Below are 23712 nucleotides of genomic sequence, written 5' to 3'. Positions count from 1 at the left end.
AATCCCAAATTCTTTGGATACGCGTCAATTAATTTGGAAGTAAAAAGCACCCGCAGGTGCTCTCCAATAATTCGTACTATTATTCGTCCAGTATTTCACGATATTTCTGCGGACTGATGCCGTAATATTTTTTAAAGGTCTGGCAGAAGTAGGAGGAGCTCCAGTAGCCGGCATGTTCAGCGATATCGACGATTTTCATATTGGTGCTGTCCAGTAAATGCCTTGCCCGTTCCAGACGCTGCTGAGTAATGAATTTGATCAGGCTCTGCCCGGTTTCTTTCTTGAACAAATGGCTCAGGTAGCTGGGATTAAGCGATACGCGCCCGGCGATGACCTCCAGACTGATATCCTCCCTGAAATCCTTCTCCACAATCCGGATGACCTGCTGGACAATATGGCGTTTGCTCTCATCAGGAGCGCCGTTGTCCGGTTCTATTTCCGAGAGCGCCTGCAGCAGCACTTGCTTCACCCCGAGAATCGAATCGCTTTTGAAGATACGCTCTACCGTTTGCTGGAAATCCGCCTTCTGCCTGTGGGCTGATTGTTCAAACGCATTCCGCACCAGGTCCGAACAGAGATACTTGACATAGATTGCAGAAGAGCCGCCGTTCCGGCTCAAGTGGCTGAACAGAAGCTCAATGCTTTTGGCTGCGTCTGCATATTCCCCATGGGTAATGAACTGGTTGATATCCGCCATCAGCGTCTCGGTGCTGACAAGCTCCGGGACACGGCCCGCCAGATCATCCCCGGCAAACAGCACCACCGTATCCTCAAAAAAGAATTTGTAGTCCAGCGTCTGCTCCATCTGCTCATAACACGCCGAAACCTCCTGCCAATCGGAGATCACGGGGCTGTATACGATGCAGCAATACCGGTAAAAGCGTTCCGCGATCCGCTCCGCCAGCGCTTCACTCATCTCCCTGATCCTCTTCTGTCCGCCGCTGCCTGGGCAAGGGACCATAAGCACACTTTGATATTCATTCAGGTTCAGCAGCTCATATTCACCGGCTGTAAGCTGCTCTGCCGCTTGTTCAAATGCCTCGTAGCTGCGGTCAAAGAAACGCTCCTTGAAATCAATCAGCAGCAGAGCGGCCGGCTGCCCTCCGAACGGCAGAGCGGCATCATCCGCGATCACCTGAACCCCGTTCAGCACATCTGTCAGCCACTTCTCCCTCTCATACTCCAGGCCCTTTTGATACCCCTGCATCATCTCGGCAGTGCGGCGCTGCTGGGTGGCCTTATCCGCGCATTTCTGTATCACGCCTGACATCACCCCGGTGAACTCCTCAATATCAATCGGCTTCAGCAGATAGCTGGAAGCATTGGTATAGAGCGCCCGGCGGGCATAGTCAAATTCCCCGTAAGCACTGTAGATAATAATTTCCAGGGAGGGCTGCGCCAGGCTTGCCTGCTCCGCCAGCTCCAGACCGCCCATGAAGGGCATTTTGATATCCGTCAGCAGGATGTCCACCGGGTTCAGACGAAGATACTCCAGCGCCTTCTCCCCGTTCTCCGCTTCGGCAACCCGCAGCTCGTAGTTCATGTCAGCGATCAGCCCCCGGATGCCGTCCCGTTCAATTTTCTCATCATCCACGATCAATATGGTAAACATAGAGTTCCCTCCTGATGTCTGATAGAATCATAAGCAAACGTTATCATTTCATTGAAGCCTACACCATGAGGAGGTCCCGCCATGCGCCTGGCGTACCGCAAAGCCAATGCACTTTTGAATCAGCATATCTCAAATATCGGGGACGGACAAACCTCATTTCATATTCATTACTGGGGCTTCATGCCGAATCATTATAATAATTCCCTGCACCGCCATTCTTTTTTTGAAGTCTGTTATGTTCAGCAAGGCACCGGCTCCTACCAGGATGACGATGCGCTCTTCCCCCTGGAGCCGGGAACCCTGTTCTGCTCGCGTCCGGGCATCTGGCATCAGATCCGCAGTGAGCAGGGGCTGGTCCTGTTCTTCATCGCCTTCGAAATTGACGAAGCCTTAAGCTCTGCGGACGGCCGCAAGCCGTTTCAGGAACTCGCCGCCGGAAGGCAGGCCATAGCCCCGCATGAAGCTGCCGCACTCTCTGCCCGAATCTGGCGGACCCTCTTCAGCCTGGCCGAGAGCGAAGCGGGGGTGTCCAGGCTGCCGATGAATCATCTGGCGCTTGCTCTGCTGCATTCGTTCCCGCAGGCGTTCTCCCCCGAACCCCATCTGCAGGCCGGGGCAATGAAGGAGGACAGCGGGGAACACCGCCATTTGGAACGGGCCAAGCGCTATATCCGCGACAATCTGTCCTCCCCGCTGCACATGGCCCAAGTGGCCCTGGAACTGGATATCTCTCCACGCCATCTGTCGAGGATCTTCCAGGCATGCCTAGGCCAGACTTTCGTCCATTATATTCAGGAACGAAGAATCCAACAAGCCAAGGATTTGCTGCTGCACACCGACTACCCTATCAAAGAGATCGCCGAGCGCTGCGGCTTCGAGTCTGTGCACTATTTCACCCGCGTATTCACCAAGCAGCTTGGTGTCTCCCCCGCCCGGTTCCGCAGATCGCAGTTTGCAGACGGAAGACAGAACCTGAGCTAATCAACACCAAATGTCCGGATTGTACAAAAAATCAGACGCCGTATTCAAAGATAATCCCGCAAGGACTCCTTACAATGGTTGTAGACCCTTAGAAGGAGTGAGTTCCCCATGTTTGTTAAACGACCGGTCAACCTTGTACGCAGCCCCATTCCTGTTCCTCAGGAGGACATTCCCTTGGCTGCTCCTCCCGCAGTGCTCCGGGAAGGCTATTCAGCGATTGCCGCTACCCTGCTTCAGCTCGCCAGCGTGAAGGGAAGCGGCAAGCTGTATGTTGCTTTTGACGGAACCCACGGCGCCCCGTTTCAAACCGTTCTGCAGCGAGTAGTGGAAGCGCTTGAGCAAGCGGGTCATTCCGTGTCCCTCATCGGCTCGGCCAGCTATCTCAAGTCAGGCGAAGAGCTGCGGGAATTTTTTGCCGCCAATATTACGGATAACCGTGCCTTCGGCTATTTCACTGATGGTAGTATAGAGGATTATTTCCGGGCCGGGGCCAGGGAAGACGCCGCCCGCAGGCTGGATGAAGCGGAAGCGGGCGCGGATTCGGCCGCATTCTGTATTGTGTTTGGCCCGGGGGCGTACTGGCTTGGAGAGGGGCGGTTCGATCTTTCCTTCTATCTGGATGTCTCGCGTGAATACCAGCAGGCCGGCCACCGGCAGGAGCTGCTGAGTTTCGGCCTCAACTGGAACCGGGATGCGGTGGAGAAATATAAAATCGCCCTGTTCGTGGAATGGCCCATTCTCGAAACCTACCGCAAACAAATCCTGGATCAAATGGACTACTACATCGACCTGAATCAGCCGAAGCAGCCAGTCATGACTGCCGTGCCGTCCCTGCGCCGGATGATCTCGGATATTGCCGGGTCGCCGCTGCGGGTGAAGCCTTTTTATGCACCGGGGGTATGGGGCGGGCAATTCCTCAAACAGCTGGCCGATCTGCCGGAGGATTGGGTGAACTGCGCCTGGAGCTTCGAGCCGATTGCCCCGGAGAATTCCATCCTTGTAGGGTATGAAGGCAAAGAGATGGAAATTCCGTTTCTGCTGGTCATGCAGCAGGAGCATCCAGCGATTCTGGGGGAACGTCTGACCGGCTTATTCGGCGATTATTTCCCGATCCGCTTCAACTATCTGGACACGATGGACGGAGACAATCTGTCCTGCCAGGTCCACCCCACGCAGGATTACATCCGCAGCCGGTTCAATGAATTCATGGCCCAGCAGGAATCCTATTACATTATGGAGCAGCAGGGAGATTCCGGGGTCTATCTGGGACTGACTGAAGACTGCCTACCTGAGCAGTTCCGCCATGAGGTGCAGAAGGCTCAGGAGACAGGCATCCCGCTGCCGCTGACCGATTATGTCAACCGTTATGAGTCCCGGAAGGGCGAGCTGTTCCTGATCCCGCCCGGAACCGTTCATTCCGCAGGCAAAGACAATCTGGTGCTGGAGATCTCCTCTACCACCTGGTGGTTCACCTTCAAAATCTATGATTTCCTGCGCAAGGACCTGGACGGCAAACCCCGGCCGATCAATATCGACTTCGCCTTCGATAATATTGACTTCACGCAGAAGACCGCCCGGGTTGAAGATCAGCTCATGCCTTCGCCGGTGCTCCTGCAGCAGCAAGGAGAGAATGAAGAGTATGTACTGGGACAGCGCAGTGATCTGCTGTTCTATGTCCACCGTGTTCATCTGAAGGATACCTGGAAAGACGATACGCGCGGCGAAATGACCATGTATAACCTCGTTGAAGGAGAGGCAGTGCGGATTGTGTCTGCTGAGGACGAGGCGGTGTTTGTGGAGCTGCATTATGCGGAATCGTATATTCTCCCGGCTGTACTTGGGAAATACAACATTCTCAATACCGGTTCCGGCCCCTGCAAGCTGATCAAGGCCGGTGTCTCCGCAGCATGGGATGTGAGTCTCCTTGAGCCGTGATATCGTACTTGCGCTGGATGTGGGCGGAACCTTTATTAAGACCTGCGTGCTGGAGGACGGCCTTCCGCTGCAAGGCAGTGACATGGAATTCCCCGCCCTGGCTGACCGGGACCGGGAAACGATCCTTGACCATTTCATGTCTATCTTTCAGGCCCAGTACAACCTGTATCAGCATAGGTACCGGGACGCTGTAACGGACTGCCGCTATCATATCGGGATGGCTTTTCCCGGCCCGTTCGATTACAGGCAGGGCGTCTGTCTGATCCGGGGGCTTGGCAAATTCGAGGCGATCTACGGGCTGAATCTGGGCCAAGCCTTACGCGCACGCTGGCACGCTGGCAGCTCCCGGGAGGCCGGCACGCTGCCGGACATGGATATCCGCTTCGAGAATGACGCCCGCCTGTTTGCGCTGGGAGTCAGCGCCGAATTCCCGCGTAAGCGGTTCATGGCCTTGACGCTAGGAACCGGCCTCGGTTCCGCCTTCATCGACAACTCCCGGATCATGGAATCAGGGCCGGGCATCCCGCCGAACGGCTGGCTGTATGACCAGCCTTATCTTGACGGCAGGGCGGATGATTGGTTCTCCAGGAGAGGCATCCTGAAGCTGGCCCGTGAAGCGGGGATTGGGGAGGCTGGGCTTCCGGGAGCGAACATGGATGTGAAGGAGCTTGCCCATGAAGCCAGAGAGGGGAATGCTGCCGCGCGCGGGGTATTCGCCGAATTCGGAGCCCGGCTCGGGGAGCTGCTCCAGCCTTACGTGGACGGTTACCGGCCGGACTTCATCATGCTGGGCGGGCAAATCTCCCGAAGCCATGACCTATTCGAGCCTGCCTTGCTGAACCGCTTGCACAGGTCTTCCTCCCCCGCCTTGACGGTCCGCACGGCGGAGCATGTACTCGCGTATACCTTCCGGGGCATTGCCCGGATGTTCAGTGAGGGATAGGCGAGGGGTTCGTCATGTGCTTCGTCATGAGCTTCGAGGCGAGCTTCGCCGCAAGCTTGACCATGTGCTTTTGCCGTGTGCTTCGCGGCTAGCTTCGCCGTGCGCTTCGTCGTTGCAACCGTCCAGCTTAGGATCACAAGTGGAAAAACGTATCTTAAATTGACCATTCCTGAGGGATGGACGGAAGCAAGTAGATAAACTACATCTGCTATTGTGCGTTTTCGCTGCTTGGGGTGAAATCGGAGAATTTAAGTGCTGTTTATACAACTGTTGCCGCCGCAGGGTCCCATCGTCCATCAACAAGTGTACAAAATCCAACTATTTCCGGTATCGTGCCAGCGAGAAATAGTTGGATCATGGTGAGGGCGCTACCCTACGGAGATCCTTCCCTGAACTTGGCCGGAGTGACTCCATGGTAATTACGAAACGTCTGGATAAAATAGGTCGAGCTTCTGTAGCCCAGCTTCTTATAAATATCGACGATCTTCATATTCGTTGTACTCAGCAGCTCGACGGCTTTGTCCATTCTCACCTGCGTGATGTACCGGATGAGACTTTGACCCGTCTCCTTCTTGAACAAATAGCTTAGATAACTGGGGGTCAAATAGACCCTCTCCGCGATGCCTTCCAAAGAGAGATCCTGATCATATTCCTTGTCGATTACATCTGTAATGGTCCGGATCAGCTTGAGATTGGCGGCCTTCTTGGGGCTCGCTCCGCTGACGGTTTCCATGAGGGACAGGATCGCAAACATATGATCCTTCAGATCCTGAAGAGAAACGGTCTTATGAATTTGCTCCAGGTAATGATTCATCTCTGCAGTCTCACGGTTTTTCTCGCGCGTCACCACCTTTTTCATAATTTCCGAACAGATGAACTTGGTGTACAGGGACGAGAATTGCCCTTTGGTTCTCAGGTAGGTAAACAGCAGCTCTATACTGTATTTCGCACCGGTAAAATCGTTATACTCCAGACACTGGTAGACCTTATCCAGAATCGGATTCAATTCGATCTCGTCAAACCCCGCTTGCTCAAAGGGTTCATCGGCAAATAGAAGGGTATACTCATCCATGAAAAATTTGAATTCCAGCATCTGCTCCATCTCGGTATAGGCATCATACAACTGTTCCGGCTGATTCACCGCTCTGCCGATCACCAGACCCACATTCAGATCGAGGCTCCCGGCGGCGGCGCGGATGATCCCATCTCCAAGCATGCGCAGCGTCTCTTTGGGGATGGGGCGGGGGTGCTTGACGAACAGCATACTTTGATGCTCGCTCAAGTTCACATAATCGAAGGCGTAGCTGAGGTTATCGTGTAACAGCCTTATGAATTCATCATTGTGAATATCAAAAAACTTCCGGCGGCAATCCACCAGAATCATATGCAGCCAATGCTTGTGATGGACATATTCCAGCAGCTCCGGGGACATCCATGCCTCCGTATTTATTTTCACTCCGTTTAGAGAGTCCAGCAGCATTTTTTCCTTCTCATACAGAAGTCCCCGGTTATACCCCTCCACCAGTTGTTCATTCCGCAATTTCTCTGCCGCTTTGTCTTCACAGGCCTGAACCGCCTCGTTCACCACACTGAGAAACTCCGGGATATGAACCGGCTTGAGCAAATAATTGGATATATTGGTCCGCAAGGCTCTTCTTGCATATTCAAACTCATGGTAAGCGCTGAAGATGATCATTTCAATATCCAGGCCCAGGCTGCTGACCTTCTCAGACAATTCCAGTCCGTCCATAAAGGGCATCTTGATATCCGTAATCAGAATATCTATCTGTTGCTTCCCGAGGATCTCCAGCGCAATCTCGCCATTCTCCGCCAGGAACGTTTCCAGTCCCGGATGGTGTTCCTGTATCAATTGCTGAATGCCCTCTCTCTCTATGCGTTCGTCATCCACAATCAGAATACGGTACACAGCGCACGCCTCCCTTTTTTACACAAGGCTCATTTCTATATAGAGTGTAGTGTCAAAATTCTCCTCCGTCACTTTTTCCTGTCTTAAGATATGAACTTGAAGCTTCATCGTCACTGCGGTGAACATTTGGACTTCCGGCCGCTGTTGTCTGCAGATTTCTTGAATTTAATCCGCTGTTCGCGGTGGAAATCCGCAGACAAAGGCGGACGCTATCGCTCCTACAGTTCCAAAATTCCCCTCCGTCACTTTTCCCTGTCTGTATTTTTTCCAAATTCAATTTATATAGCTTGAAGCCTATAAATTAGACAAAAAAAGGGCTTCTCTATAAAAGATTCAGCCCTTCTTCTGCCCGCCGGAATTTATGTGGTTCTGAATGCAACTGTGCCTGCATTGGCACTGTGGCACAACTGAATAGCTTGTTCTGCCGTATCCGCTTCGCTTCCCCATTGAAGCATATACCGGAATTCGTAGAATCCCCCGAGGGTCGCCTTGAAGTTCGTCTCCCAGTAATTGGTCAGCACCCAGGCGTATAACGAGGTATGGCCGATCTCTTCCTGTTGGCCCTGCACGAGTCTTGGGCCGTATTCCAAAGGCCCGGTCTGCATCAGCGGCGTATCCGGGGCCGCAATGGACAGCCCGCCTTGAGGGGATATAACCGCAAGCCCTTCCTGAATACAATAGAAATCCGTACAGGTGCCCGGGATCTGATCTACTCCAGGCCTTAGGACAGCCCCGGCCTTCTCGAACCACAGCTCACTGCTGCCGCCTGCACTAAAGGGGAGGGCGACGTACACATTCTCCGGGTCCCACACACTATCCTTGTGGATGCGGACAGAGATATCAACTCTCTTCCGGTCCTTGAACACCTTCAGGAATAACGAATAGTGGCTCATCCCTTGAACCTGATATTTCAATTCAATGATGCCATACACCGGGCCATTCGTTATTTCCTTCACGCCTGAGAGGAGCCCCTCCGACCGCTGAACATTCATACCTTTGCGGTTCCTGCCCATGATTCTACGCACGGTCATCTGGTCGTCACCGCCGCCGGGGGTCACTTCATACACCGGAGTGAAGGCTCCGTGAGCCTGACGGGGATCAATGAATTCCCGGCCGGTTTGCTTATCGATCCAGGAGACGATGCCTTCTCCGGCTCTCCATGCAATACGTACGTAAGGCGATTCAATATGATTCTCCGTGATGAACAGCCGGGGGCTCTCCTCCTGCACAGGAGGGAAGATATCCCGGATATCATGAATCCGGTCGGCTCCCCGCAAGCGGGTGCTGCTCGTCGTCACCGGGACGGTCTTCGAGGCTTCCCGGATACGGAACCGCTTCTCTTCCTTTGCGCCCAGCTTGACCATGACCGCAATCTGGTATCCTCTGCTTACCTTCTCCTGCTGATGGTGGACCACTTCTCCACTCTGCTCATCGACCACCTCGAGCCCCTGCCGGAAATAATCCGCTTCCCACTGCTCCTCGAGATAGAAATGAGCCAGATCCTCAACGGGGTAATCGAAGGAATTGATTACTTTATAGGTGAATGCCCGGTCAGCCCGCAGCAGCACATCGCCCCGCGCCTTCAGTACCGCATCCAGCGAGGCATGAACCAGTCTGCTGGCATTGGCGGCATACGCCTCTTTGCGGACGGCCAGCTCCTGCACCATGATGTGCCAGGGCTCCGAGATGGAGGAGTGATATCCCCAGGTATGCTCGGCATACATCATTAACTGCTGCTCTGCCTGGGCAATATCGCTTGCCGCCGCCAGCTTGCGCTCCGGGTCCAGCCGCTTGACGACGTCCAGGGTCCGCTGGGCATTCCTGAAGATCTGGGTGTGCATCGCGGTTGATGCCACGCCATCGGACCACCAGTCCGGCCAGTCCCCGCTATAGACAGGAATCTCGGCCTCCTGCTGCCGCAACAGGTCGAAGTACCGGTTAAGCGTTGTCATTTCAAGCTCAACACGGTCCCCGTGCTTCTCATTCCATTCCTTGATGAAGGTTATGATTCCGGGGTTCGGCGCCGAGTTATCCCGCAGCAGCCCCATGACATTCACCAATACAAAATCGTAGGGATACTGCTCCTTCTCCAGCTGATCCAGATAGCGGGCAATCCGGGTCTCGGCCAGCTTCCAGTGATCTTTAGAGATCCCCCATACCGGGTCTTCGTCTTTGATGGTATAAGACAATGCCCCATCCGGATTGATCCCCAGATCATTCCCCATCATGTAATGCTCGCCGCTCCATACCAGCAGGCGGTTGCCTTTGGGTGTCTCCCAATAAAAGGGGAATTGCTTGCGCCCGATGGCAAACATCCCGTGATGCGTGTGGATACTGGACAGCAAATTCTCGACTCCTGCATCTGCCAGAGCCTGTGCATAACCCCAGCTGTATCCGTTAATATCCGCGGTCATGGCCGACTTCACCTGAAGCCCCAGCGGCCGGGCGAAGTTCCCCGCCCTTGCAAGCATACTGCTGAGCAGCTCGAAATTGATCAGTTCCGTCATATTCAAGTAGGTGCCCGACAGCTCAATATCCCCGCGTCTGAGCGCGGCTGCAAATTGTTCCTTTTCCTGTTCCGTGGCTTCCTCCAGGAATTTCTCCACGGCCCAGAAGGTTTCGCAGGTCCATTTAAAGCCCGCCCATTCCTTACGGTCTTCCGTCTGAGCCGCCTCGCAGATCGCAATGGCCTGCCTGATAAAGTCCACGTGATATTGCTCGATCTTCTCTTGCCGCTCGGTGTAGCCAATATCCGTATGGGAATGATGAATCACATAAATCGTCCATTTCTTCTTGTTGTTCATGTTTGATTCTCCAATCAATTTGGCATTTTATTTTTCACATTTCCATTATATCCAGCAGGCCAAATGGAAGGATATCCTACTTTTTTTTGAATCATATCAGATTTTTGAGGCTTGAGTTCTATCAGGCAGTCCCCACACTTCAAGCTCATAGATCCGCGCCTGAAAATCATTCTGGGCCGGATAAGTAATATATAGTCTGATGTATCTGAATGAACAGCCGTCAGCCTCATGCACGGTTAAGACAGACTCATTATTCCGTACAGCCGCTATCTGCTCCCACTGCTCTGTGTCGTTGCTTCCCTGAAGCTCATAATCCATCGTGATATAGCCGGGGGCAGGAGAATGCCTGATCACAACTCTCAGAATATCTCTCTGCTTCAGCAGATCCAGCAGCAACCAATGGACGGGCTGGGCGGTGTCCGAATGCCAGGAATCCGTGACCCAGTTCTCCCACCTGCCATTCACCGCCTGGCTGGCTTGACAGACGGTCTCCGGGTCAAGGCTATACTCACTGTCCGCAGACACCTCAGCGCAAGCCGCATAATTCGTCCAGGCCTGTGCGGCATTGTGAGGTTCCTGCTCCTTATGGTGATGGGCGAGCAGCTTACCGAGCATAGAGAACAGCTCCGCATCCAGTTGGCTAATCTCCACTGTAAGCTGAAGAATTCTATCCGGCGGCATCCGCTTCCGTCTCAGCGTATCCGCATGGAGACTGGAGATCAGATGGTATCTGAATTTGATATATTGATCCCGGAACCCGCCGAATATCTGCCCCCATTCTTCATGAGAGGATAACCAGGGCAGCGCCTTCTCAAAGATATCAAACATGATGATAGCCGAGCCATGATAACTCCTGCGCATGGTTTCAAATTCAACCGCAACGGCATTGGCGTCATTAAGCCCTTCCATAAGAGAGACATTGTCATTGAAACGTTCCACGGCTTCGATCAAATGACTGGAACGATTTTTATTGGACTCCACGAAATCCTCAACCAGCTCCAGATAGCTGTGAATCTCCGGTTCGCCTATTTTCTCTACGCTGAACAGCTTGTTATAACAATAATTCCTGATTTCCTTAAAAGAAGCATTGGATTTATTCCAGATATCCGCTATCAATTCCTCGGTCAGCTGCAGCTTGAAAAAAGGCTCCCCCTTCATCACATTCAGGGTTACCTCCTTGTTCAGCTGATTCTCCCGGATCATGATCAGCTTTCTGGCTGAATCATATTCCGTGATTAACACGGCATGATCGTCAACGACCGTCCTGTATTGGCTCAAAAAAAACAGATCGTTGTAGTTGGCAATCATCACGACCGGGCACTGCTGATCAATGTTCATGCGAATCGCAGACAGCAGCCCAGCAGCATCCAGGACCTCAGTCACCTTAAGGGTCAAGCCGAGCTTGTTAAGAATGCTGCGTCTGGAGGCCACCCAGTCCCCGTCCGCTGCCTCTCCCCAATTCATCATGACGGCATACAGGAAGGTATAGTAGAAATAATTCTCATACTGATGAAAGCCCGCAGCACCCGCCATGGGCAAATCCACGCAATTGGAGTGCATGGTCCGGTAGCCCTCGCTGTAATAGTCCATCTCCAGGGCTACTAACATACGAGATCCTGTGAATCAATATATTCTCTCCACTTCTGAAGACTGTATAGTTTATCTATATCGAGAAATTCCGGGCTCACCTCTATTGAGAAATGCTCTTCCAGGACCACCGCAAAATGAATAAACAACAAAGAATCCATGCCATAGCTTCGCAAATCCGCGTCCATACCTGCATTCTTCAGACGGGGAGAACCGCCGGGCAATTGAGCGAGCAGCTTACGAATCTCCTGTTCCCGGTCATCCATAATTCACAGCCTCCCCGTCCGGTCTTTCTTCCATACCGGGCTGTTCAAGATGCTTCTTCCTGGCCATCTCATAGATGGCGTTCATAGTTGCCACTCGTTCATAGGATTCGGATAAGGGGATATTCTCTCTTGTGCCCCCAAGCACCTCAGCCAAAAACCGGAGCTGGTTCACATAATAATTCTGCGGAGAGTATACAAGCTTGTCTGTTGTTCCCGCTTCCGTATGTTCAACCTGAATGATGATCTTGTAATCCCCATAACAAGGTTTGAAAAAGCCGCTGATCCTTACTCTGGCCCGCTCAAACTCCAGCCAGTGGGTGGCATTGTTCGGCATTTCAAAGGAACCCAGGAACTCTGCCTCGACGCCCCCCTCATATTGCAGCGCCGCATGAAAGGTCCAATCACATTGATTGACACCGGAGAAGGTCGAGAATCCGTCCAGTGTCTGCGGCTTCAAGCCGATGACCTTTTGAATAAACTGCAGCCAGTACGAGCATTCGTCGATGAAGCAGCCGCCGCCGTACTCCGGCTTGAACCGGTAATTATCCGCGCTGTAGTTGCTTTGCAGAATTTCAAAGGAGATCCGGGTTTTGATTTTTTTCAGTTTGCCGTAGGTTTCTGCTGCTATCATGTCTGTTATATCCTGCTGCCAGGAATGATGCTGGACCATTAGCGCTTCAAGGACGTGCACACCCTGCTCCTTCGCCCGTTCATTGATGAGCAGCACCTCATCGGCATGCAAGGCCATCGGTTTCTCAATCAAGACATGCTTGCCAGCCTCAATCGCCCTCAGCGTCCATTCCTTATGCAGGAAATTGGATAACGGAATATAGACCACATCAATGTCCGCCGACGCCAGCAGCTTATCGTAGCTTTCAAACACATGCGGAATCTGATGCTTCAGCGCATAGGCTGTAGACCGGTCCAAATCACGCGACGCCACACCATAAGTTACAAATTGATCAAGCTCCCTGACCGGGTTAATGATCGAGAATGGAGCGATTGTGGAGCAGCCCAAAATTCCAATACGATATGGCTTCTGAATATTCATATCCTTACCTCCTGTGATTCCGGATATCTAGCCGCCTGAGCTGTTGTAATTACGAATCGCTTTGGACCAGATCCATCTCGTGATTCCCAGCAACAGGATGGGAGACAGAATAGCCCAGAGGAAGAGGCCCGGATGTAACCGGTCCAGCACGAATAAGGGTGAGAAGTTAGTAATCAATAGAACCGGAATAATAAATATCCCTATACGCTGAATCCATTTGGAGTAGATCATCATTGGCATGTTATTCAGCTCGAACAGGCCGTTTGAGATGTCATTGACAGCAGCTATCTGAATGAACCAGAACGATAATAACTGCGGGATCAGGAACAAAGTGTAGGTTACGAACAGTCCCAGCACGAGGAAGAAGATGAACCCGCCTATTGAAGCAATGTCCGCCGGAAGCCCCAGTCTTCTCCAGCCCACCACAACCATGGTCACGCCGCCCAGCACATTCGGAATCGCCAGCCCAAAGTCCACATTCCGCAAGGTCATCATGAATTGCAGGGAAATCGGCTTGGTTAGCAAAATATCAAGTGACCCGGTTCTTACATGCTCCGGGATCTGCACGAAGTTGATGGCAAATAGTCCCCAATATATCCCCGTCATCAAGGTATAGGTGCCAATAAACAGCAATATCGCATCAATGGGCACGCCATCCAGCGTTAATCCTGCCTCATAGACAATAATCACATACAGGAATTTGGCGAACAGATAGGAGGTCTCCACCAGCAGGCCCATCAGGAAGTTAACTCTATACTCCATTTGGGACATCAGGGAATTTTTGATGAACAAGCTGTATATGAAACCGTACTTCCGGAGTGATCTAAGCATCGGGTTCCCTTAACCCCCTACGGCAATATATTTCTTGATCGCCACTGTCCAAATATAGCGCGTAAGCAACAGAAGGAGTCCAATCCATAGCAGTTGCAGCTCTATCACATGCAGCGCCTGGAGCAGGGTCAGCTTGCCATTGATTAAATTCACCGGCATGTAGATCGTATACTTGAACGGCAGGTAATCGAAGACAGCCAGCCATGTCGCCCCAAAAATATCGAGCGGAAAAATCCCGCCGCTAAATATCTGAATCAATAACGCTGTAACATGAAAAAAGTAAGAGACATCGGTTAACCAGAAGGCAATCGCGCTGACCGAGAAGGAGATCATGAAGTTAAGCACAACCGCCAGCATAAGCACGACACCAAAAACCAGTATACGCGATACGCTGATTGGCGCCTTGAAGTAATAAACCATAAACAGCACCACGCCCAGCAGCAGGATTAACGTAATGGCAAACGAGAGGACCTTCCCGCCAAGGTAGACACATATTTTATAAGGAAAATAACCGATCGGCCGCACCAGATATTTATTGAGCCCCCCGCTCTTGATATCATGGTTAATGTCATATTCCAGACCCGTAGCCACCAGCCGCGAGATCAGGGCAGCTACGATGGTGTAGACGATCATCTGCTGGTAAGTATAGCCATACAAGTTCATATTAGAGGCATGGCTATAGACCGCCTTCCACAGGAAGAGCTGGATGAAGATCGGGAAGAAGAGACTGGCAAAACCCATAAAAAAGTTAAAGCGGTATTCCATGGAGTTCTGGATTCCCAGCGAAAAGCTGACGGCAAATTTATTGTTCATCCGCGCGGCTCCGGCTGTTCATATAAACGTGCAATGGCTTCCTCCAGAGGAATGTCCTCCAGATTCAGATCAATGACGGGAAAGTGATCCATGGCCATTCTGGAATACTCCTTGAACTTCGCTCGCTCCACTTCCAGAATGACGTCATAGCCGCTATATTCTTTGATAGAACCCATAACGGCCAGATCCTTCCGCTCGACGATGGCCGAGAACGTCAGCTTCATTCGTTTTTTCTCATTCATGACCTCATTGATCTTGCGGATCTCCCCGTCATACACCAGCTTGCCCTGATTGATTACGATGGTCCGCTTACAGAGGTCTTCAATATCCTTCATATAGTGGCTCGTAAGCAGCAGAGTCGTGCGGAATTCATGATTGTAGGCCTTGAGGAACTCACGGATGTTCTTCTGAGAGACCAGATCCAGGCCTATCGTCGGCTCATCCAGAAAAATAATTCTCGGCCGGTGCAGCAAAGCAGCGATCAGCTCCATCTTCATCCGCTCACCCAGGGACAGTCTTCGGACCTGTACATGCAGCAGGTGCCTGACATCCATCAGCGTCACTAACTCGTCAAGTGTCTCCTTATACTTCTGATCGCTGATTTCATAAATACACTTGTTTAAATACAGGGAATCGCTTGCCGGCAGATCCAGCCACAGCTGGTTTTTTTGGCCCATGACAATGGAAAATTGCTTCTTGAAGTCATTTTTCCTCTCCCAGGGCGTGTAGCCCAGCACCTCCGCACTGCCATCAGTCGGATAAAGAATACCGGAGAGCATTTTCAAAGTGGTGGTTTTGCCTGCTCCGTTCGGACCCAGAAAGGCAACCATCTCGCCTTCGTTAATATCGAATGAGACCTTATTTACTGCATCCTTGGTTAATTTCTCCCTGTGGAACAGATTCTTGACAGAGTTTCTGATTCCCGTTTCTTTTTTGTAGTAGTCAAAGGACTTGCTCAATTGATCCACATGAATGACCATACCGGCATCCCTACTTTGCAATGGTTATCAATCTGATGAACGGGCTGTACCTCCGGATATGCTCCGGCTGCAGACCAAATATATTCTGTGCCTGCACTTCCGCAGCGCTATCCAGCTCAACAAGCTCCTCTGCGGACAGTTGAAAGAGCTGATACTGATACTGCTTCAAAAACCGGAATACATCACTTATCGAATTCCCGAACCGTAAAGCCAGAACCTCCGTCGCTTCCAGCATGAGCAGGGGCTTCTCATCATGCTGCTGTAAATACTGTTCCATTCCCTTTAATGCTTTTAATTCGCCGCCTTCAATGTCTATTTTAATCAGGTCAATATGGCTGATCTGTTGCTGCTCAATGTACGTATCCAGCGTTTGCACCCGGCAATGGTAGGTTTCATGCTGCAAGGCCGGGTCAATGATTAACGCAGCATCCTCAGATCCACTTTGTACAGGCAGATAGATCTCGGCTTCCCCGTTATAGTCCGACAGCGCAAGCTGATTCAACACTACATTCTGCAGCTTATTTAATTGGATGCTTCTTGCCAGTTCAGAGAAGGTAGGGCTTACCGGCTCAAAGCTATGAACTCTGCCCCCCGGCCCCACCGCTTGTGCGAATAACGTGGAATACCATCCATAATTCGCCCCGATATCCAATACTTCAAATCCTTCACGGATCAGAATAGACAATAACCGACTCTCTTCCCGCTCGACATATCCATCCCGCATCAGGAATCCGAGACTGTTCACATGTCCGAGATCCCAATGAAACCGTCTCCCATCTGTAAGCCTGATCCGGGTCTCATCCTTATGAATCTCAATCTGCTCCACCTGCTCTTTAAGCGCCCGTCTAAGCAATTGGACCGCCTCCACCCTCTTCTCCCAAAACATCCGCTGGATCTGCTCGTACCTGGTTTCTTCCGGCATCATCGGCCTCCTGTTGCATAGGAATGTAAATAAGCCAGCTCATCCTCCGCAATATGCTTCAATTGCTTCACGGTAGCGGTTAACCCTCTGTCCATATTCAGGGTCATCTTCATAAAGCTCACTTCAAGCTTCCTCCAGGCTGAGCCGAGGTGAGCAACATCCATGGTGCTGCAGGTGCCGAAATGCCTTAACCGCGATAGGGCAATCGTGCGGATGCAGCCAAACTGTTGTTTGAACAACGAATTATCCATTAAATTCTCCGGCCCCCTATAAGCTCCAACATCCATGATCCGTTCCGAAATTCGGGCAAAGGCGCGGGGGAGCAGCTCTTCATAGGGCTGTGTAGTTAAGTAAGGCCGGATAGAGTTCAGGCCAGGCTTCAGGCTGAGCGGCGGGCTGATTTCGATAACCGGTTCACTGAAGGTGCGCCAGGCCTGCTCCACGCAAGTTCTGTCGGCCAATAGGCTTGTTGCAAAATAAGGATCTGTTATTCTCAGGCTCTGGTCGTCTGCCGCTTCCGCAAGCACATAATGCAGCATATGGTCCTTCCCGTAAAATTCCTTCATGTAGGGAACATGATAAGCGTCCACCGGCAGCAGATACATCCGTCCACGATCCACCGAGTCTAAACGGCAAGGCTTGCATTCAACCCCATAAGCATGCCGGATGAAGCTAAACAGCTCATTCACCGGCACCGAACTGTCGAACCAGTCATAGCCAGCATAATAATTAATGGAGAAATTATACCTGTACAGCGGATTCGGATCGGCATGATGGACAGACAGCCACAATGTAACCGCATTCAACAAACAATCATAGGGGCCAAAGGGAACCGCCCAATCCGCCAGTTTGCGGCTCACAGCGGAATTCTTCGTGATAGCCTCCATCCCTATTTTCCGTGAAGATACAGCAGAATGCATTTGGAGCATACCGGCATCAGGCCGCATTGCAGGGTTTCCCGTACCCTTTCAAAATTGTCGCCATCCCATATCTCTTTGAGATCCTGATCGGCCAGATTCCCCAGGGAGAACTCCGGAAATAATTTGCACGCACTGACTTCACCGTCAGCCAGCACATCCAGTCTGGTGCGGATCGACAAGCATTGCGTTTTATTCTGGGCAGGCTTCTCTGAACCGAGTACAAAGTCCCGTACTTCATCCAGTTCGAGCGCGGGCTGATACCGTGTTCTTAAATTCCAGGTTCGCTGGTTAATTCTCTCCATCTGCGCAAGCAACGGATCGATCCTGTCGGGCGAAATTTTATATTTAAACGAATGCCAGCTGTTGCGGTGCCCTTCCTCCAGATCATCCGCCAGCCACTTGAAATGCTCGTTGAAATAGCGGTCCATATTGCTCGATACCTCATCCGGCAAATACCACGGGAAGGTAATATACACCGAGTCAATTCCTTTATTCTCAAAAAACTCCACAAAATCATACAGCTTATCAATCATGACATCGCTAATGGTCAGATGGATGGAGATTTTCCCCTGATAGATGCCCTCCTTCTCCAGCTCCAGCAGCTTATCAATGCCCGCCATCACCTTCTTGAAGGTACCCTTTCCCCGGATCGCATCATTCTCTGCTTCGAAGCCTTCCAGGCTGATCAGACAGACCAGACTTTTGGACATTTTGAGGATGGAATCCAGCTTCTCGATGATTTGAATGCCGTTGGTGCATAACACCGTCCACCTGGGGTCCTGCTCCAGCAGGTCGGCCAGTTCATTGAACCGGCTGTAGTACAGAGGCTCTCCTCCCCAAAGGAACATATTGGCGTTCGTTTCTTTGGTTTGCCGGAACACTTTTTCAATCACAGCGAAATCAAGCTCTTCTCTCTGCTCGGCTCTGCCCAAATCCCGGTGATACCCCTCAGCGTTCCATTCAAAGCAATGCTTGCAGCGCAGATTGCAGCCATTGGTTAATTTAAGCCCGACCTCGACCGGAAGATTCGTAGAATACGTAGGGTTAAGGTGAACCTGTTTGTGCGTGACCGACATATGCTTAATGGTTTTCTTTAACCGTTCAAAGGAATCGCGGTCGAGCACTACCGATGTTTGCGGCTGTCTCATGAAAGCACCTCCCATAATTTAACACCTGAGTCTTATAGCTTCTTAAGTTCTCACTGCATGCCTCCAAAATCTCAAGCGGACAGCCCATACTCATCCAGTGCTCATACCTTATGCCAAAACCCAGCCGCTCCCATAGCTCGGCGTTGCAGGCTTCATGCTCACCCAGCGGCTCCAGGAAAATAACCGGAGTGAAGGATTCCAGCGAATCCAGCAGGGTTCCTCCGCCCGGCTTGCTGATAATAGCCTTCGAGTTACAGATCAGCTGATAGAAGCTATGCTTCACCCCAGTATCCTCGTTAAAGCGCTGATGGATCACTTCGCCGAACGGCGGCAGGGTATATTCATTCTCTTCATTCTTCATCCAGGGCGACCAGCCCGGCTTCACCATGTAGTAACGGTGGCCGGCTCCATAAGCCTGATCATCCGTGAGCTCATGAATGACGATGTTCAAATCCAGGGAGTGATTCAGCTCTGCTGCCGTCTCCTTGTAGGTCCCCATTCCCCAGCCGCCGCCATGGATGACGAGCCGGTTGTCACGTTCCTTATAGTCCTTAGGGGCAGCATGACCCATGGAAATAGTGTAATTCACCCGCCCAGCCGCCCCGTCAAAAAGCCAGACATCGTTCACTGTAAATAGATCATTCCGGATATTGTTGGAATACAGCTTCCACGAAGGGGATATGACCGCATCCATATGAATCAGCTCCACATGGACATCCTTACGGTAACTCTTCGCGTACTCTTCCAGAATGGGCATCCAAAACCCCGAGAAAACCATAAATACCCTCCGGTTCTCTTCAGCCCACTTGCCTAGAAGCCGGGTTACCAGCTGCGGGTCCAGATTCGGCGTGATATCCCTGATCATTCTGTGACCCAGCTTGGCTACTTCAAACCTCTTAGAGAAAACCTTCTTGTTCTCGGTTAATTTCAGTCTTGTCTCGGGCGGATACAGTCTTTCCAGCACTTCCAGATCGGCCTCATAGTACCCGCTTAGCTCCTCACGTAACAGGACCGCGGGCGTATATACCCCCAAAGCGACAGATGAGCATAAAAGGGTAATCATTGGTCAGCTCCCTCTTTTCACAATAAAGACGGGTCAGTTATAAATCTTAATCGCCAGAGACTTCAAGACGTCCTTCACCCGCTGGACAAGAGTTAATGCTTCACTTATATCAGAAGCATAGGGAGCAGCTACATAAAGCTTCCCCTTCCGCCATTCAGACTCCGCCTCAGTAAATACGGTATTGCTGGAGCCGAAAAGCGTGTTTGCACCCAGCGGAATAATTCCTTGCCTGTTCTCTTGCGTAAACAACAATTCGCCTGCTCTTAGAGCCCCCAGAACCTGCGGCATGGTCACCTCCGCAGCGCAGCCTGCCGAGATAAAGGTCAAAAAGCTGAACAAAGAATACTGCTGTAAATAGTTATTGAGATGATGATTAATCAGCCCCATGGACTTTCTGGCATTAATCTCAACGATGGGTACCAGCTCACCGCTTGCCAGCAGCATGGAATCTATACATACCTCTCCGTGATAGCCTGCCATGAACAAGTCCTTGCAGGCTTCTTCCATAATGCTGAAATAATCATTGTCCCGGAGAGACCGGGTAAACCCGGAACCGGCAGGATAGGAGCCTACATAAGAGAAGGCTTCGTTTACCATTCGTTGAACAGAGAACAACTCCACTTCCCCCTGCTCTGTTATGAACAGCTGACAGGAGAAATCCTCCGTTTTATCAAGCAGGGGTTCAATAATGAATTGTGTTTGTTTGCCTCGATTCTCTTGCTCTTGCAGATAGGCCGCAATTCTCTTCAGCATTCTATCGCCCGAAATCAACATATTGCCCCGGCCTGAGACACCCAGAGGGTCCTTCACCAGCACTTGTCCAGTCCGTAGCAGCTCCGAGCCCAGGGCCAGCAGTTCCTCCGAGCTGTCAGCTATAGAGGACATATTGCGAATGCCCAATCTTTGTCTTAGTTCATGAGAATAGATCTTTGAATTCACAGCTCGAACTGTATCTAAGGAGGGAAACTGATTACCGACATTGAACCTGCGCACTAACTCACTGGTATCGGACAGAATAGAATAGGGAGAGAATAGAGCATCTTGTGGGAGTAGCTGCTGGTAGTAGCTTGCATCAGCCATTAGAAGATCAAACACATGCAGCGTGTAGTCATCCGCATGAACAGGATTTCTGCAGTGAACATTGGTGAAGGTATAGCCGAGCTGTGATAAATAGCTTCTAAGATGCTCGTCCATGGGCTGCCGGGTGAACAGAATGTCTTGCTCCTTGCATAACGGAAACAACAATTCATCCATGCCCATCGTCACAGCTTGGCTGCTGTTCATAGAAGGAAGCATAGATCCATGCGGACTCCGCCACCACGCCTCGGAATCAAAGGTGCCTAGAACCACGGTTGACTTCATCCATAAAGCCCCCTTAAGAAGCGGTTTGCGTGGCTGTGATGAACCCCATGAAATCCCCGATCGACTGGAAATCCTCATAGGCAAAATGATCAAAATCAAACTCAATTTCAAATTCGTCTTCAATCCGGAGAATGAAATTAATCATCTGCAGGGAATCCAGACCTACATCATTCACTATATCAGTGGCTTCAGTGGCAGTGAGCAACAGCTCTGGATTGTTCTTAATTTCACTCAAGATCCGCACAATGGTATCCTGCATATCACCGTTCTCCTCGCATCATGAATTTTAAATAAACAGCCTTGCTTACTAGTTATGATACAGCCTCAGGGTTCCGGCTTCTAACTCACATTTTTATGATATGTATAGGATTTTTATTGGAATGATTACAGTGGGAAAAGAACTATATAGATTAAACTTGTAGTTTTACTAGTATGGGATTGCCGTGACTCCAGAGAATGTTTGGCCCTCCGGCCGCTGTTGTCTGCAGATTTCTTGATTGTATACCGCTGTTCGCGGTGGAAATCCGCAGACAAAGGCGGACGCTATCGCTCCTACAGTTCCAAAATTCCCCTCCGCCACTTTTCCCTGTCTTTCTATTTTCAAGTTCAACCTAAAAAGGATCTTAAAAAATAGACAAACAAAAACAGGTCCCTGCCGGCATAAATGCCAAGCAAGAACCTGTATTGTAAGCTATGATGCGGTCAAGAGGACTCGAACCTCCACGATATTGCTATCACTGGCACCTGAAGCCAGCGCGTCTGCCAATTCCGCCATGACCGCATATTATGTATTACAGTGATTCAATCACCGTAATTAAGAATATACTCTCTTTGGAGGGGAATTGCAAGCTTTTTTTGTGTGTATTTCTGTAGGGAGGTGTGCCTTAAGCCAATACCTTCAGCACATCCGCGATCTTCCGCTGATGCGACAGGACACCGTAATTCATCCAGGCCATGAAATCCACCTCGTACACGCAGCGGTTGCGTACTGCAGGCAGGCTTCTCCAGAGCGGTGTATCGAGCAGCTCACGCCCCTCGCCCTCCTGCCGGTCGAATGTAATGAACAAATGGTCTGCATTCAAGCCGGACAGCTCTTCAGGGCTCAGGCTCACGCACTTCTGTCCACGGGTGAGCTGCCGTACCAGGGGATGCCGCCCCAGCTCCAGATCTTCATAGAGGACACCCGCTGCATATCCCAGATGCTCACTGCCATACAGGGCAATGCCATGGGCAGAAATCCGCAGCAGTGCCACTGTCTGCCCCCGGACGCTGCGGCTGAGCTGACGTTTTGCCTGCCGGGCCTGCTGCTCATATTCGCTGATGACCTCCTGCACCCGACCCGTTCTCCCGAAGACTGCACCTGCGCTGCGGAGCGTGGCACGCCAGTCCTCCTGGTGGAACGGGAGCCGGAACAATGGAGCCACCCGGCTGCATTCTCCGAGCTGCCAGCGCTGGAAGCCGTCATCCAGCATAATCAGCTCAGGACTGTAACGGATGAGTCCTTGCCAGTCTCCGCTGGAGATATCGAACGCCGGAACCTGATCCAGCCCGAGGTATTCCTGCTTGCCCCACTTGGCATGGCAATACTGCACGACCGGAGTAATGCCGAGTGCCAGCAGATAATCCTCCAGAAAAGGGGCAAATACCCGTACGCCCTCCTGATGGAGGCTTCTGTATTGTCCGGGAGTCACCCCTACTGTTCTTTTGAAGCGCCGGTTAAAATAATACTCATTGCTGTAGCCTGCAGCCAGGGCCACCTCATGCAGCCGGTCCCGGGTCAGCAGAAGCTGCTGCTGTGCCCGTTCAATACGCAGACCGTTCAGGTGCTCCAAGGGCATCCGGCCCGTAATTTCTTTGAAAATCTGCGTATAACGCGCACGCCCGATCCCTGCAATCTCAGCCAGCTGATCGACAGATAACGGTTCACTGCAATGCTCTTCCATATAGCGGATCGAGGCTTCCACGGCCTCACGGTCATCCTTAGCCTTCAGTACCGGAGTATTCGCCCGCATAATCAACAGCAGCAGCTCTTGGAACCGGGTCTGGGCCGCGAACCATTCCACATCCTCCGGGCGCCGGAAGCTATAATAGATGGAATCCAGCAGCAGGGCACACTGGGAGAACGGCCGGCAATCCAGATATCCCGGGCAGAGCAAATATTCTGCATGTTCCTCCTGCCCCTTATCTCCGGTGCCAAGCTTGACGTGCCCTGCGGGAATCAGCGCGAACTCCATCCGGTACCAGCTGATCCCCTGCTCGCCGGCCTGAATCCGGTTCAGTGATCCGGCTTCGATCAGGAACCCGGCCCCTTTGTCCAAAAAGTACCTTCTGTCTTCTGCCTTCAGCCACCCCTGCCCTTCGGTCACAATGATTAGGGTATGCTCCCGATAGACTTCGGTCTGATCCTTCCCGGACGGGGTGCGGGTCACCGCTTCTATATTTATCAGGCTGTGGAGCAGCCTTCTCCTGGTGTGTTCCTGCAACTGTTCGGTCATTCTGCCGCCCCTCCTGACTGAGAATCATTATCATAGACTTCAGTGTAAAACAAAAAAGAAGATCTATCAACC

At 51.5% G+C, this 23712-nt stretch carries 19 protein-coding genes and 1 tRNA gene; 3 read left to right on the top strand and 17 right to left on the bottom strand.

Features of this window, described 5'->3' with window-relative positions; genetic code table 11:
• Positions 1-79 precede the first annotated feature (79 nt).
• Positions 80-1612, bottom strand: coding sequence for a response regulator (locus NYE26_RS09340; protein ID WP_339255293.1), 1533 nt, complete (start codon positions 1610-1612; stop codon positions 80-82).
• 81 nt (positions 1613-1693) lie between these two features.
• Between NYE26_RS09340 and NYE26_RS09335 the strand changes: the two genes are divergently transcribed.
• The 3 genes from NYE26_RS09335 to NYE26_RS09325 all read left to right on the top strand — a co-directional run bounded on the left by NYE26_RS09335 (position 1694) and on the right by NYE26_RS09325 (position 5471).
• A complete protein-coding gene (locus tag NYE26_RS09335; protein WP_339255291.1) occupies positions 1694-2593 on the top strand; it encodes an AraC family transcriptional regulator in 900 nt (299 codons plus the stop codon).
• 108 nt (positions 2594-2701) lie between these two features.
• Positions 2702-4528, top strand: coding sequence for a class I mannose-6-phosphate isomerase (locus NYE26_RS09330; protein WP_339255290.1), 1827 nt, complete (start codon positions 2702-2704; stop codon positions 4526-4528).
• Positions 4518-5471, top strand: a complete 954-nt coding sequence (locus NYE26_RS09325) for an ROK family protein (RefSeq protein ID WP_339255288.1) — start codon at positions 4518-4520, stop codon at positions 5469-5471. The genes NYE26_RS09330 and NYE26_RS09325 overlap by 11 nt, the downstream gene beginning before the upstream one ends.
• Before the next feature lie 373 nt (positions 5472-5844).
• On the opposite strand, the gene NYE26_RS09320 is transcribed toward NYE26_RS09325, so the two are convergent.
• The 16 genes from NYE26_RS09320 to NYE26_RS09245 form a co-directional block, all read right to left on the bottom strand.
• A complete protein-coding gene (locus NYE26_RS09320; RefSeq protein ID WP_339255287.1) occupies positions 5845-7398 on the bottom strand; it encodes a response regulator in 1554 nt (517 codons plus the stop codon).
• Between the two features lie 359 nt (positions 7399-7757).
• Entirely contained in the window at positions 7758-10202 is a 2445-nt protein-coding gene (locus NYE26_RS09315; RefSeq protein ID WP_339255285.1) for a glycoside hydrolase, read from the bottom strand.
• A 96-nt stretch (positions 10203-10298) separates the two neighbouring features.
• Positions 10299-11810, bottom strand: coding sequence for a discoidin domain-containing protein (locus NYE26_RS09310; RefSeq protein ID WP_339255283.1), 1512 nt, complete (start codon positions 11808-11810; stop codon positions 10299-10301).
• Positions 11804-12055: an acyl carrier protein gene (locus tag NYE26_RS09305; protein WP_036725312.1), complete on the bottom strand. Its 252-nt coding sequence runs from the start codon at positions 12053-12055 to the stop codon at positions 11804-11806. The genes NYE26_RS09310 and NYE26_RS09305 overlap by 7 nt, the downstream gene beginning before the upstream one ends.
• The gene (locus NYE26_RS09300; protein ID WP_339255280.1) at positions 12048-13106 is read right to left on the bottom strand and encodes a Gfo/Idh/MocA family oxidoreductase; all 1059 of its coding nucleotides are present in this window, start codon (positions 13104-13106) and stop codon (positions 12048-12050) included. Before NYE26_RS09300 ends, NYE26_RS09305 begins: the two co-directional genes overlap by 8 nt.
• A gap of 27 nt (positions 13107-13133) precedes the next feature.
• Positions 13134-13868, bottom strand: coding sequence for an ABC-2 family transporter protein (locus NYE26_RS09295; RefSeq protein WP_339255278.1), 735 nt, complete (start codon positions 13866-13868; stop codon positions 13134-13136).
• Between the two features lie 78 nt (positions 13869-13946).
• Entirely contained in the window at positions 13947-14750 is an 804-nt protein-coding gene (locus NYE26_RS09290; protein ID WP_339255277.1) for an ABC-2 family transporter protein, read from the bottom strand.
• Positions 14747-15730, bottom strand: coding sequence for an ATP-binding cassette domain-containing protein (locus NYE26_RS09285; RefSeq protein WP_339257414.1), 984 nt, complete (start codon positions 15728-15730; stop codon positions 14747-14749). Before NYE26_RS09285 ends, NYE26_RS09290 begins: the two co-directional genes overlap by 4 nt.
• 10 nt (positions 15731-15740) lie before the next feature.
• The gene (locus NYE26_RS09280; RefSeq protein ID WP_339255275.1) at positions 15741-16655 is read right to left on the bottom strand and encodes an FkbM family methyltransferase; all 915 of its coding nucleotides are present in this window, start codon (positions 16653-16655) and stop codon (positions 15741-15743) included.
• Positions 16652-17512 carry a hypothetical protein gene (locus tag NYE26_RS09275; protein WP_339255273.1) on the bottom strand — a complete coding sequence of 287 codons (861 nt, stop codon included), beginning with the start codon at positions 17510-17512 and terminating at the stop codon, positions 16652-16654. The genes NYE26_RS09280 and NYE26_RS09275 overlap by 4 nt, the downstream gene beginning before the upstream one ends.
• A gap of 29 nt (positions 17513-17541) precedes the next feature.
• The gene (locus NYE26_RS09270) at positions 17542-18720 is read right to left on the bottom strand and encodes a radical SAM protein (protein WP_339255271.1); all 1179 of its coding nucleotides are present in this window, start codon (positions 18718-18720) and stop codon (positions 17542-17544) included.
• Positions 18674-19783 carry a hypothetical protein gene (locus tag NYE26_RS09265; RefSeq protein WP_339255269.1) on the bottom strand — a complete coding sequence of 370 codons (1110 nt, stop codon included), beginning with the start codon at positions 19781-19783 and terminating at the stop codon, positions 18674-18676. Before NYE26_RS09265 ends, NYE26_RS09270 begins: the two co-directional genes overlap by 47 nt.
• A 33-nt stretch (positions 19784-19816) precedes the next feature.
• On the bottom strand, positions 19817-21145 hold the full coding sequence (locus NYE26_RS09260) for a hypothetical protein (RefSeq protein WP_339255267.1): 1329 nt from the start codon (positions 21143-21145) through the stop codon (positions 19817-19819).
• A 13-nt stretch (positions 21146-21158) separates the two neighbouring features.
• Positions 21159-21404 carry a phosphopantetheine-binding protein gene (locus NYE26_RS09255; protein WP_042238312.1) on the bottom strand — a complete coding sequence of 82 codons (246 nt, stop codon included), beginning with the start codon at positions 21402-21404 and terminating at the stop codon, positions 21159-21161.
• 438 nt (positions 21405-21842) lie between these two features.
• Positions 21843-21926 (bottom strand) — tRNA-Leu (locus NYE26_RS09250).
• Positions 21927-22029: 103 nt separating this feature from the next.
• Positions 22030-23640 (bottom strand): helix-turn-helix domain-containing protein, encoded by a 1611-nt coding sequence (locus NYE26_RS09245; protein ID WP_339255264.1) that lies wholly within the window; start codon positions 23638-23640, stop codon positions 22030-22032.
• Positions 23641-23712: the final 72 nt, after the last annotated feature.

This window comes from Paenibacillus sp. FSL P2-0136, assembly GCF_037975325.1.
Classification (GTDB): Bacteria; Bacillota; Bacilli; order Paenibacillales; family Paenibacillaceae; genus Paenibacillus_AQ; species Paenibacillus_AQ silagei.
This window is presented reverse-complemented; position numbering and strand designations above follow the sequence as displayed.

What these genes read in the sequence shown, in the direction of transcription:
- NYE26_RS09340 (WP_339255293.1), bottom strand. Translation starts at nt 1,612, where the DNA reads ATGTTTACCATATTGATCGTGGATGATGAGAAAATTGAACGGGACGGC.
- NYE26_RS09335 (WP_339255291.1), top strand. Translation starts at nt 1,694, where the DNA reads ATGCGCCTGGCGTACCGCAAAGCCAATGCACTTTTGAATCAGCATATC.
- NYE26_RS09330 (WP_339255290.1), top strand. Translation starts at nt 2,702, where the DNA reads ATGTTTGTTAAACGACCGGTCAACCTTGTACGCAGCCCCATTCCTGTT.
- NYE26_RS09315 (WP_339255285.1), bottom strand. Translation starts at nt 10,202, where the DNA reads ATGAACAACAAGAAGAAATGGACGATTTATGTGATTCATCATTCCCAT.
- NYE26_RS09310 (WP_339255283.1), bottom strand. Translation starts at nt 11,810, where the DNA reads ATGTTAGTAGCCCTGGAGATGGACTATTACAGCGAGGGCTACCGGACC.
- NYE26_RS09305 (WP_036725312.1), bottom strand. Translation starts at nt 12,055, where the DNA reads ATGGATGACCGGGAACAGGAGATTCGTAAGCTGCTCGCTCAATTGCCC.
- NYE26_RS09300 (WP_339255280.1), bottom strand. Translation starts at nt 13,106, where the DNA reads ATGAATATTCAGAAGCCATATCGTATTGGAATTTTGGGCTGCTCCACA.
- NYE26_RS09295 (WP_339255278.1), bottom strand. Translation starts at nt 13,868, where the DNA reads ATGGAGTATAGAGTTAACTTCCTGATGGGCCTGCTGGTGGAGACCTCC.
- NYE26_RS09290 (WP_339255277.1), bottom strand. Translation starts at nt 14,750, where the DNA reads ATGAACAATAAATTTGCCGTCAGCTTTTCGCTGGGAATCCAGAACTCC.
- NYE26_RS09285 (WP_339257414.1), bottom strand. Translation starts at nt 15,730, where the DNA reads ATGGTCATTCATGTGGATCAATTGAGCAAGTCCTTTGACTACTACAAA.
- NYE26_RS09280 (WP_339255275.1), bottom strand. Translation starts at nt 16,655, where the DNA reads ATGATGCCGGAAGAAACCAGGTACGAGCAGATCCAGCGGATGTTTTGG.
- NYE26_RS09270 (WP_339255271.1), bottom strand. Translation starts at nt 18,720, where the DNA reads ATGAGACAGCCGCAAACATCGGTAGTGCTCGACCGCGATTCCTTTGAA.
- NYE26_RS09265 (WP_339255269.1), bottom strand. Translation starts at nt 19,783, where the DNA reads ATGATTACCCTTTTATGCTCATCTGTCGCTTTGGGGGTATATACGCCC.
- NYE26_RS09260 (WP_339255267.1), bottom strand. Translation starts at nt 21,145, where the DNA reads ATGAAGTCAACCGTGGTTCTAGGCACCTTTGATTCCGAGGCGTGGTGG.
- NYE26_RS09255 (WP_042238312.1), bottom strand. Translation starts at nt 21,404, where the DNA reads ATGCAGGATACCATTGTGCGGATCTTGAGTGAAATTAAGAACAATCCA.
- NYE26_RS09245 (WP_339255264.1), bottom strand. Translation starts at nt 23,640, where the DNA reads ATGACCGAACAGTTGCAGGAACACACCAGGAGAAGGCTGCTCCACAGC.